Raw genomic sequence first — 12,693 nt, forward strand, 5'->3', positions numbered from 1 at the left:
GTACCGGTCGCCCGCCTGGCCGCCGCGCTCGGCGAGGACACCGGCCCCGCGGCCACCGTCCGCCAGGGACCCGGCCGGGCCCCGCTCCTGCCGCTGATGCGCAGGCTGCTGGCGCGCGGCGGACGCACCGCCCAGTACCACCAGTCCCTGACCCTGACCCTGCCCCCGACCACCGAGGAACACCTCACCGAGGCCCTCGGGGCGGTGCTGGAGCGGCACGAGAGCCTGCGGATGCGGACCCTGGGCGCCGACGAGTTCGAGATCCGGCCCGTCGGACCCGAGGGCGCCACCGCCCTCGCCCGCACCCACCTCACCCGCATCGAGGTCCCCGCCGGCGCCACCGGGGCGGACCTCACCGCCCTGGTCGCCGACCGCACCTCCGCCGTCCGCGACCTGCTGGACCCGGCCGCCGGACGGATGCTGCGCGCCGTCTGGTTCGACCGCGGCACCGCGCTCCCCGGCAGGCTGCTGCTCGTCGTCCACCACCTGGCCGTCGACGGCGTGTCCTGGCGGATCATCGTGCCCGACCTCGTCCAGGCCTGGGAGGCCGCCGTGGCGGGACGCGCGAGCGGCCTGCCGCCGGTGGGCACCTCCTTCGCCCAGTGGGCGCACGACGTCAGCGCCCTGCCCACCGACGACGCGGACCACTGGCGCGAACTGCTCGCCGCGGGCGACCCGCAGCTCGGCTCCCGCGCCCTGGACACCGCACTCGACCTGCGCGGCGACGCCGGCCGGCTCACCCTGCGGCTGCCCGCCGACGTGAGCGCCGCGGTCCTCGCGGCCCTGCCCGCCGCCTTCCACGCCACCCCCGACGACGTGCTGCTGACCGCACTGGCCGCCGCCGTACCGCTGTGGCGCGGCGACCGGGAAGGACTGCTGGTCGACGTCGAGAGCCACGGCCGCCACGAGGAGCTGGTGCCCGGCGCCGAACTCTCCCGCACCGTCGGCTGGTTCACCGTCACCCACCCCGTACGGCTCGACACCGCACCGGCAGGACCCCAGGCCGTCCTCGACGGCACCGACGCCGCCGCAGACGCCGTGCGCGCCGTCAAGGAACGGCTGCGCGGCACCCCCCGCGAAGGCGTCGGCCACGGCCTCGCCCGCTACACCGACCCCGCCACCGCACCGCTCTTCGACGGCCTCCCGGAAGCACAGATCGGCTTCAACTACCTCGGCCGGGTCACCCTGGCGGGCGCCCTGAGCGCCGGCTGGGAACTGGCCGAGGTGGGCGCCGACGACGCCCCCGAGGTACCGCTCTCGCACGTCGTGGAGGTCAACGCGGCCGCCCACGAAGGCCCGCAGGGCCCCGAACTCGTCGCCACCTGGACCTGGGCCCGCGCCCTGGTCGACGACGCCGGGGCCGCCCGCCTCGCCGAACTGTGGTTCACGGCGCTGCGCGGCCTCGCCGCCTACGGCGAGCGCCCGGGAGCCGGCGGCCACACCCCCTCCGACCTGCTGCTGCCCCTGGAGCAGGCGGAGATCCGCGAACTGGAAGCGGCCGGCGACGTCGCCGAACTGCTGCCGCTCGCCCCGCTCCAGGAGGGCCTGCTCTTCCACCACCAGTACGGCGAAGGCGCCGACGACCCCTACGTCTCCCAGCTCAGCGTCGCCCTCACGGGCCCCCTGGACCGGGACCGGCTGCGCGCCGCCGCCACCGAGGTGCAGCGCCGCCACCCGGCCCTGCGCGCCGTCTTCCGCCGCACCTCGCACGGCACCCCCGTACAGGTCGTACTGGCCGACCCGCCGCTGGACCTCACCGAGGTCGAACTCTCCGGCACCGACACCCTCGACGCGCTGTGCGAGGCCGACCGCAGGCGCGGCTTCGACATCACGCGGGCACCGCTCATCCGCTGGACACTCGCCTCCGCAGGCGACTGCCACACCCTGGTCGTCACCGCCCACCACAGCGTCCGCGACGGCTGGTCGATGCCCGTCGTGCTCGGCGAGCTGATGTCCCACTACCTGGGCGAGCAGCTGCCGCAGGCCCGCCCGCACCGCGAGTACCTGGCCTGGCTGGCCCGCCAGGACCGCGAGGCGGCCGCCGCCGCCTGGCAGGACGCCCTGGCGGGGCTCGACTCGGGCACCCTGCTGGCGCACGGCCCCGCCCCGGCAAGGCAGCGTCCGGGACAGCACGACGTCGTCGTCGACGGGCTCGACGCCCAGGCCGCCGCCCGCCGGCTGGGCGTCACCGTCAACACCCTCGTGCAGACCGCGTGGATGCTCCTGCTGGCCCGCCTCACCGGCCGCGACGACGTGGTCACCGGCACCACCGTCAGCGGGCGGCCCGCGGACCTGCCCGGAGTGGCCGGCATGGTCGGCCTGTTCATCAACACCCTCCCGCTGCGGGCGGCCCTGCGCGCCGACGAGCCGGCCGGCGACCTCGCCCGCCGCCTCCAGCTCGAACAGGCCCGCCTGGTCGAGCACCACCACCTCGGCCTCGTCGACATCCAGCGGGCCGCCGGACACGGCGAACTCTTCGACACCTCCATGGTGTTCGAGAACTACCCCCTGGACACCGACGCCCTGCGGGACGTCGCCCGCCGGGCAGGACTGGAGGCCGGCGCCGTCGGCCACCACTCCGTCACCCACTACGCCCTCGCCATGGAGGCGAGCACCACCGCCGAAGGACTGCACCTGCGCCTGCACCACCGCCCCGACGTGCTGTCCGCGACGCGGATCGCCGAGATCGGCCGGCTGCTGCGCAGGGTGCTGCACACGCTGGTCACCGAGCCCACGACCCCGGTCGGCCGGATCGCCGCCCACGGCGCGGCCGCCCGCACCGCCCTGCTGGAGCTCGGCCACGGCGCCGCGGCCGCCCAGGACCCGCGCTCCTGGCCCGAGCTCTTCCTCGACCAGGCGCACCGCACCCCCGACGCACCCGCCGTGGTCTCCGACAGCGGCACCCTGACCTTCCGCGACCTGTCCGTCCGGGCCGGGGCACTCGCCCGGATCCTCGCGGACGCCGGGGTCGACGCCGAGCAGCGGGTGGCGATCGTGCTGCCCCGCTCGCCCGAACTGGTGGTGGCCCTGCACGCGGTCGCCCTGGCGGGCGGCGCGTTCGTCCCCGTGGACCCCGCCCACCCGGCGGAGCGGATCGCCCAGACCCTCACCGACGCCACCCCCGTCCTGGTCCTGACCACCTCGGACGTCGCACTGCCCGACACCGGCACCCGCCGCCTGGACCTCGACACCCGCGACCTGACCGCGGAAGGACCGGTGCCCGACCGCACCTTCCGCGCGGACCAGGCCGCGTACGTCATCTACACCTCCGGCTCCACCGGCCGCCCCAAGGGCGTCGTGGTCACCCACGGCGGCATCCCCTCCCTGGCCCGCGCCCAGCGCACCGCCTTCGGCCTGACCGAGGACAGCCGGGTCCTGCAGTTCGCCTCGCCGAGCTTCGACGCGTACGTCTCGGAGGTCGTCGTCACCCTCCTCGCGGGCGTCCCCCTCGTCGTGGCGTCCCGCGACGAACTGCTGCCCGGCGCCCCGCTGGCCCGCACCATGGCCGCCCACGGCGTCACCCACGCCACCCTGCCGCCCGCCGCCCTGCGCGAGATGAGCCCCGAGGACCTGCCGACCCTGCGCGGCCTCACCGTCGCCGGCGAGCAGTGCCCCCCGCAGGTCGCCGAACTCTGGTCGGCGGGCCGCCGCATGATCAACGCGTACGGGCCGACCGAGACGACCGTCTGCGCCACCATGAGCGCCCCGCTCTCCGGCCCCGGCGTCCCGCCCATCGGCTGCGCCCTGCCGGGACAGGCGGTCCGGGTCCTGGACCCGCACCTGCAGCCCGTCCCGGTCGGCGTCACCGGTGAGCTGTACGTCGCCGGGCCCGGTCTGGCCCGCGGCTACCTCGACCGGCCCGCACTGTCCGCGACCCGCTTCGTCGCCGACCCCTTCGGCGCCCCGGGCAGCCGCCTCTACCGCACCGGCGACCTGGCCACCTGGCGCGAGGACGGCCAACTGGTCTACGCGGGCCGCGCCGACCGGCAGATCAAGCTCCGCGGTTTCCGCATCGAACCGGGCGAGATCGAGGCCGCCGTCGTCCGCAACGCGGAGGTCGCCGCGAGCGCCGTCGTCGTCCGCGAGGACCGCCCCGGCGACCGGCGCGTGGTCGCCTACGCGGTGCCCGCACCCGGCGCCACCGTGCTGCCCGAGGTGCTGCGCGCCCGGCTGCGCGAGTGGCTCCCCGACCACATGGTGCCCGCCGCCGTCGTCGTACTCGACCGGCTCCCGGTCACCGTCAACGGCAAGCTGGACGAGGCGGCCCTGCCCGCCCCGCAGCTCGCCGCCCCGCTCGGCCGCGAGGCCGCCACCCCGGTCGAGGAGCTCCTCGCGGGTGTCTTCGGCGAGGTGCTCGGGGTGGACCGGGTCGGCGTGGACGACTCGTTCTTCGACCTCGGCGGGCACTCCCTGCTCGCCATGCGGCTGGTCGCCCGCGCCCGCGCCGTGCTCGGCGTGGAGCTCGGGGTGCGCGAGGTGTTCGAGACGCCCACCGTCCGCGAACTCGCCAGGGCCGCCACCGGCGTCCCCGGCGGGCGGACGGGCGCACCGGGCTCGCTGCCCCGCCCCGAGCGGCTTCCGCTGTCGTACGCCCAGCAGCGGCAGTGGTTCCTCGACCGCTTCGACGGACCGAACAGCGCCTACCACATCCCGATGGCGCTGCGGCTGACCGGCGACCTCGACGAAGCGGCGCTCACCGCCGCCCTCAACGACCTGATCGGCCGTCACGAGAGCCTGCGCACCCTGATCGCGGAGGACGAGGAGGGCCCGTACCAGCGGATCGTGCCCGCCACGCTCGACGTGGAGCGCACCGACGTCACCGCCGAGGCCCTGGCCGCGGCCCTGGCCGAGGACATCGCCCGCCCCTTCGACCTGACGGCCGAAGTGCCGGTCCGGGCACGGCTGTTCGCGGTCGTCGCGGAGGAGCGGGAGGAGTCTCCTGCGGGGCCCGCACAGGCCCGGCAGGAGTCGTCCCCGAGGTCCGCACAGGCCCGGGAGGAGTCTCAGGCCGGGGAGGAGTCCTCCCCGCAGGCCGCGCAGGCCGCGGGGTCCGCACAGGCCCGGGAGGAGTCCTCCCCGCAGGCCCCGAGGTCCGCACAGGCCCGGGAGGAGTCTCCTGCGGAGTCCGCGCAGGCCGCCCAGGCCGCCCAGGCCCGGGAGTACGTCCTGCTGGTCGTGGTCCACCACATCTCCGGTGACGGCGCCTCCGTGCCGGTCCTCGCCCGCGACCTCGTCGCCGCCTACCGCGCCCGCCTCGCGGGCACCGCCCCCGAGCTGCCCGCGAGCGCCGCGCAGTACCCCGACTTCGCCCTCTGGCAGCGCGACGCCCTCGGCGACGAGGACGACCCCGCCTCCGTCCTCGGACGCCAGCTCGACCACTGGCGGACCGTGCTCGCCGGGCTGCCCGAGGAACTCGCCCTGCCCACCGACCGGCCCCGCCCGGCAGCCGGACCGCACCGCGCCGGCCGCCACCGCTTCGAGCTGCCCGCCGCCCTGCACGGCGAACTGACCCGGCTCGCCCGGGAACTGCGGGCCACCCCGTTCATGGTGGTGCAGGCCGCGCTGGCCGCCCTGCTCTCCCGAATGGGCGCCGGCACCGACATCCCGATCGGCTCCCCGGTCGCGGGCCGCTCCCACGAAGCCCTGAGCGACGTGGTCGGCCTCTTCGCCAACACCCTCGTCCTGCGCACCGACCTGTCCGGCGAGCCCACCTTCGCCGAACTGGTCGGGCGGGTGCGGGAGGCCGACCTGGCCGCCTTCACCCACCAGGACGTGCCCTTCGAGCGGCTCGTGGAGGCACTGCGCCCCGAGCGCTCGGCCGGCCGCCACCCGCTCTTCCAGGTGGTCGTCGAATGGGGCGACGACGAGATGCGCGCCCTGGAGTCCCTGGAAGGGCTGCCGGGCCTGGCCGTCGAACCGCTCCAGCTGACCTCCGACACCGCCAAGTTCGACCTCGTCCTGCACCTGCGCCCGCGGCTGACGCAGGAGAACGCCCCCGCCGGGATCTCGGCCGGCCTGGAGTACAGCGCCGACCTGTTCGACGCGCGGACCGTCGAGGAACTGGGCGAGCGCCTGGTACGGCTGCTCGGCCAGGCCCTCGCCGACCCGGCGGCGCCCGTCGCCGACCTCGACGTGCTCGCCCCCGAGGAGCGCCGCCTGCTCGCCACCGACTGGGCACACACCCCGGCCGGCCCGGCGGCCCCCGTCGCCGCCGACGACTCGATCGTCCGCCGCTTCGAGGCCGTCGCCGCCGCCCGCCCCGACGCCGTCGCCGTCACCGGCGAGGACGAACACGGCGCACCCGCCGCCCTGACCTACCGGGAACTCAACCGGCGGGCCAACCGGCTCGCCCGCCTGCTGACCGAACGCGGCGCGGGACCCGAGCGGTTCGTCGCCCTGGCACTGCCCCGGGTGACCGACCTGGCCGTGGCCGTCCTCGCCGTCCTCAAGTCCGGGGCCGGCTACCTGCCCGTCGACCCCGCCTACCCCGCCGAGCGGGTGGCCCTCCTCCTCGGGGACACCCGGCCGGCCGTCACCGTCGCCACCCGCGTCACCGCCGCCGCACTCGGCGGCGACGACACATGGCTGGCCCTGGACGACGACAGCACCACCGCCGCCCTGGCCCGTCAGGAGGACACCGACCCGGCGCCCGCCGCCGCAGCCGACCACGCCGCCTACGTCATCTACACCTCGGGCTCCACCGGCATCCCCAAGGGCGTCGTGGTCACCCACCGCAACGTGCTGCGGCTCTTCGACTCCACCGACCACTGGTTCGGTTTCGGCGCCGACGACACCTGGACCCTCTTCCACTCCTACGCCTTCGACTTCTCCGTGTGGGAGCTGTGGGGCCCGCTGCTGCACGGCGGCCGCCTGGTGGTCGTCCCGCACGCCGTCACCCGCGAGCCGGCCGCCTTCCTCGACCTGCTGGTGCGCGAGAAGGTCACCGTCCTCAACCAGACCCCCTCCGCCTTCCACGAGCTGATCCGCGCCGACGAGGCCGCCGGCGGCGCCCCGCTCTCACTGCGCACGGTCGTCTTCGGCGGCGAGGCCCTCGACCCCGCCCGCCTGCTGCCCTGGTACGAGCGGCACGCCGACGACGCCCCCGCCCTGGTCAACATGTACGGCATCACCGAGACCACCGTGCACGTCACCTACCGCAGGCTGAGTGCCGAGCAGGTGCGCGCCGGAGTCGTGGGCGCCATCGGCACCGGCATCCCCGACCTCGGGGTGCACGTCCTGGACGAGCGGCTGCGGCCGGTGCCCGTCGGCGTCGTGGGCGAGCTGTACGTCTCCGGCGGGGGAGTGGCCCGCGGCTACGCCCACCGGCCCGGCCTCTCCTCGACCCGCTTCGTCGCCGACCCGTTCGGCGCGCCGGGCACCCGCATGTACCGCGCGGGCGACCTGGCCAGGCGCCGCGCCGACGGCTCACTGGAGTACCTCGGCAGGGCCGACGCCCAGGTGAAGCTGCGCGGCTTCCGCATCGAGCTCGGCGAGATCGACGCGGCCCTGCTCGCCCTGGCGCAGGTGGCCCAGGCGGCCGTCGTCGTACGGGAGGACAACCCCGGCGACCGGCGGCTGGTGGCCTACGTGGTCACCGAGGGCGAGACAGGACCCGGCACGGGGGAGCAGCTGCGCGAGGCGGTGGCCGGGGCGCTGCCGTCCCACATGGTGCCCTCGCACGTCGTCGTGCTCGAGAGGCTGCCGCTGACCGTCAACGGCAAGCTGGACCGCAAGGCGCTGCCCGCCCCGCAGGCCCCCGCCCGCAGCGCGGGCCGCGCCCCCGCCACCCCGGCCGAGGAACTCCTCGTGGACGCCTTCGCCGAGGTGCTGGGCGTCGACCGGGTCGGCGTCGACGACTCCTTCTTCGACCTCGGCGGCCACTCCCTGCTCGCGATGCGCCTCACCGCCCGGATCCGGGCCGCGCTCGGCGTCGAGATCGGCGTACGCGAACTCTTCGAGGCACCCACCCCGGCCGCGCTGGCCCGCCGCAGCGCCGGGGCGGCGGGCGCCGGCCTGCCCGCCCTCACGGCGCGCCCGCGCCCCGAGCGCATCCCGCTCTCGCCCGGCCAGCAGCGGCTGTGGCTGCTGGACCGGCTGACCGGGCCCGGCGCCACGTACAACATCCCGATCGCACTCCAGCTGACGGGCACCCTGGACGTCGGCGTCCTGCGCGAGGCCCTCGGGGACGTGGTGCGCCGGCACGAGAGCCTGCGCACCCTGATCGAGGACCCGTCCGGCAACGGCACCGACGCCCGGCTGCGGATCCTCCCCGAGGCCCCCCTCGACCTGCCCGTCCTGCCCGTGCACCCCGACGACCTCGCCGGGCGGATCGACGCGGGGGCGGCGGCGGGCTTCGACCTGACGGCCGAACTGCCCATCCGAGCACGGCTGTTCGCGGTCGGACCCGAGGAGCACGTGCTGCTGGTCGTGGTCCACCACATCGCGGGCGACGGCACCTCCATGCCGGTCCTGGCCCGCGACCTGGCCACCGCCTACACCGCCCGCTGCGCCGGAGCGGCCCCGGCGTGGGCACCGCTGCCCGTGCATTACGCCGACTTCGCCCTGTGGCAGCACTCCCGGCTCGGCGACGGCGCCGAAGGCAGCGAGATGCAACGCCAGCTCGACCACTGGCAAGGGGTGCTGGCGGGACTTCCGGAGGAGCTCACGCTGCCGGTGGACCGGCCCCGCCCCGCGGTCGGCCCGCACCGCGCGGGCCGGCACGCCTTCGCCGTGCCGCGGGAACTCTACGAGCGGGTCGGCGAGGTCGCCAGGGAACTGCGGGCCACCCCGTTCATGGTGGTGCAGGCCGCGCTGGCGGCCCTGCTCTCCCGCCTCGGCGCAGGCACCGACATCCCGATCGGCTCCCCGGTCGCCTCCCGCGGCGACGAGGCACTGGCCGACGTGGTCGGATTCTTCGTCAACACCCTCGTCCTGCGCACCGACCTGTCGGGCGAGCCCACCTTCGCCGAACTGGTGGAGCGGGTGCGGGAGGCCGACCTGGCCGCCTTCGCCCACCAGGACGTGCCGTTCGAGCGGCTGGTGGAGGTCCTGCGCCCCGAGCGTTCGGCCGCCCGCCACCCGCTCTTCCAGGTGGTGCTCAGCCTGGACAGCTCCGGCGGCACGGCCCTCGCGCAGCTGGCCGCCATGCCCGGACTGACCGCCGTGCCGCGCCAGGTGGACCCGACGGTGGCCAAGTTCGACCTCACCGTCACCCTCACCGAACGCCTCGGCGAGGCGGGCACCCCCGTCGACTGGAGCGGCGCCGTCGAGTACAGCGCCGACATGTTCGACGCCGCCACGGTGGACCGGATCGCCCGCCGCCTCGTCTCCCTCCTCGACGCCCTGACCGCCCGCCCGCAGACCCCCGTCTCCGTCCACGACGTCCTCGTGGACGGCGAGCGCGAGCAGATCCTCGGCAGCTGGCTGGACACCCCCGCCCCGCTCCCCGCGACCACCGTGCCCCGGGCCCTGGCCGGGCACCTGGCCGCCGACCCCGGCGCACCCGCGCTCCGGTGGGCCGGCAGCACCCTCAGCCGCGCCGAACTGGACGCGCGCGCCAACCGGTTCGCCCACACCCTGGTGCGCAGGGGAGTGAGGCCCGAGGCCCGCGTCGGCGTCCTGATGGAACGCTCCGACGCCCTCGCCGTCACCCTGCTGGCCATCGTCAAGGCGGGCGCCGCCTACGTCCCGCTCAGCACCGCCAACCCCGACGAGCGCCTCGACTGGCTCCTGGACCAGGTCCAGGCCCCCCTGCTGATCGTCGACGAGGCCTGCCGGGCCCGCGCCGAGGGCCTGGGCACCGACGCCGCGCTGGTGCTCGCCGAAACCGGCACCGACGGCATGCCCGACACCTGCCCCGCCGTGGACATCGCCCCGGAGAACCTCGCGTACGTGATGTTCACCTCGGGCTCCAGCGGCCTGCCCAAGGGCGTCGCCATCACCCACGGAGACCTCGTACAACTCGCCCAGGACCGCTGCTGGGACGGCGTCACCGACCGGGTGCCGCTGCACTCCCCGCACGCCTGGGACGGCTCCATCCTGGAGTTCTGGGTGCCGCTGCTGCGCGGCGGGCAGGTCGTCGTGGCACCGCCCGGCGACCTGGACGTGGCCGACCTGCGGGCACTGATCGAGGACCACTCGATCACCTCGCTGTTCCTGACCGCGGGACTCTTCCGGGTCCTCGCCCAGGAGATCCCGGAGGTCTTCGCCTCCGTCCGCCAGGTCGCCACCGGCGGCGACGTCGTCTCGGGCACCGCCGTCCGGCGGATCCTGGAACACGCCCCCGGCCTGCGGGTCGTCAACGCCTACGGGCCGACCGAGGTCACCGTGATGGCGCTGTCGCACCGCGTCGACGCCGCCGACCTCGACGCCCGCTCGCACAGCGTCCCCATCGGCCGCTCCCTGGACGCCATGCGCCACTACATCCTCGACGACGCGCTGCGGCCGGTGCCGCCGGGCGTCACCGGTGAGCTGTACGCCGCGGGCACCGGCCTGGCCCGCTGCTACTGGAACCGCCCCGACCTCACCGCGGGCCGCTTCACCGCCGACCCCTACGGTGCCCCCGGCACCCGGATGTACCGCACCGGGGACCTGGCCCGCTGGACGTCCCGCGGCCTCGTCGAATTCGCCGGACGCGCCGACGAACAGGTCAAGCTGCGCGGCTTCCGCATCGAACTCGGCGAGATCGAGGCGGCCCTGGCCGCCGCCCCCGGCGTCACCGCCTGCGCCGTGATCGTCCGCGAGGACCGGCCGGGGAACAAGCGCCTGGTCGCCTACACCGTCGCCGGCGACGGCTACGACCGGGCCGCACTCGGCGCCCACCTGGGCCGCACCCTGCCCGACTACATGGTCCCGGCCGCGATCGTCGAACTGACCGAGCTGCCGCTGACGCCCATCGGCAAACTGGACCGCAAGGCCCTGCCCGCCCCCGAGTTCGGCACCGCCGAAGGCCGGGCAGCCGAAGGCGCCGAGGAGGAGATCCTGGTCCGGCTGTTCGCCGAGACCCTCGGCCTGCCCGAGGGCTCCGTCGACCCCGACGGCGCGTTCTTCGACCTCGGCGGCGACAGCATCATGGCCATCCAGCTGGTCAGCGCCGCCCGCAGGGAAGGACTGCGGATCACCGGCGCCGACGTCTTCACCCACCGCACGGTCGCCGAACTGGCCAGGGCGGCCGCCGCGGCCGTCGACGCCGAGGAGGGCGAGAGCGACGAGCCCGTCGGCACCCTGCCCGCCTGGCCGATGCTGCACTGGCTCGCCGAACGCCGCGCCCCGATGGACCGGTTCAACCAGACCACCCTCCTGCGCGCACCCGCCGCCCTCGACCTGCCGAAGCTGCACGCCGTGGTGCGGGCCCTGCTGGAACGCCACGACAGCCTGCGCCTCCAGGTCTCCGTCGCCGACCCTGACGACGCCACCACCTGGACCGTCGAGGTGCACCCCGCCGGCGCCGTACGGGCCGAGGACCTGGTGCGCCGGATGGACGCCAGGGACCTCACCGAGGACGAACTGTCCGAGGCCGTACGGGTCCACGGCAAGGCCGCCGTCGGCAGGCTCGCCCCCGACGACGCCGCCATGGTCGAGATCGTCTGGTTCGACCGGGGCGAGGAGAGCGGTCTGCTCCTGGTCGCCGTCAACCACCTGGCCACCGACGGGGTGTCCTGGCGGATCCTGCTGCCCGACCTCTACCAGGCCTGGCAGGAGGTCCTGGCCGGATCGGAGCCCCGCCTGGGCTCCGGCGGCACCTCCCTGCGCCGCTGGGCCCAGCGGGCCGCGGAGCGCGCCGCGGAGCCGCGCACCCTGGCCGAACTCGACCACTGGACCGGCACCCTGCGACGCGCCCCGCGCCCGCTCGCCGCCCGCCCCCTGGACCCCGCCACCGACGTCCTGTCCGGCGCGCGCACCCTGCGCCGCACCCTGCCCGCGCAGACCACAGGACACCTGCTCACCACCGCCCCCGCGGTGGTCGGCGCGGGCGTGGACGACGTCCTGCTGGCCGGCCTGGCCATGGCCGCGGCCCAGCACCGCGGCGACGCCCACGCGCCCGTCCTCATCGACGTGGAGAGCCACGGCCGCGACACCACGGGCACGCTGGACCTCTCCCGCACCACCGGCTGGTTCACCGCCCTGTACCCGGTCCTGCTGGACACCGGCGGCGCCGACCTCGCCGAGGCCTTCGGCGCGGGAGCCGCCGCGGGCACGGTCCTCAAGCACGTCAAGGAACAGCTGCGGGCCGTCCCCGGTGAGGGCCTCGGCTACGGGATGCTGCGCCACCTCAACCCGGAGACCGCCGCCGCCTTCGAGGGACTGGCCGGCGCCGAGATCGGCTTCAACTACCTGGGCCGGTTCATCCCCGGCGAGAGCGGCGACTGGTCGGTGGCCACCGGCCTGCCCCGCCCCGACGGCGAGGACCCGGCGACCCCGCTGGCGCACGCCGTCGAGATCAACGCCTATGTCGAGGAGAGCGAGGAGGGACCCCGGCTCGGCGCCAAGTGGTCCTGGGCTCCCGGAGTGATCGCAGAGGAGGACGTACAGGCCCTGGCGGACGGCTGGTTCGAGGCGCTCACCGCGCTGGCCGGCTACGCGCAGCGGCCCGACGCGGGCGGCCTGACCCCGCACGACGTGGGGCTTATAGAGATCACACAGAGCGAGATCGAAGAGTTCGAGGACGAACTGGCCTCGGACTGGGAGAATTGA

The 12,693-nt window shown here is 75.6% G+C and carries 1 protein-coding gene; it reads left to right on the plus strand.

Translation table 11 applies throughout. The features are described from left to right. Positions 1–96: 96 nt before the first annotated feature. Complete coding sequence (locus ACFWVV_RS14935) at positions 97–12,693, plus strand: amino acid adenylation domain-containing protein (RefSeq protein ID WP_384353713.1); 12,597 nt, start codon at positions 97–99, stop codon at positions 12,691–12,693.

The organism is Streptomyces sp. NPDC058663 (assembly GCF_042716745.1).
GTDB lineage: Bacteria > Actinomycetota > Actinomycetes > Streptomycetales > Streptomycetaceae > Streptomyces.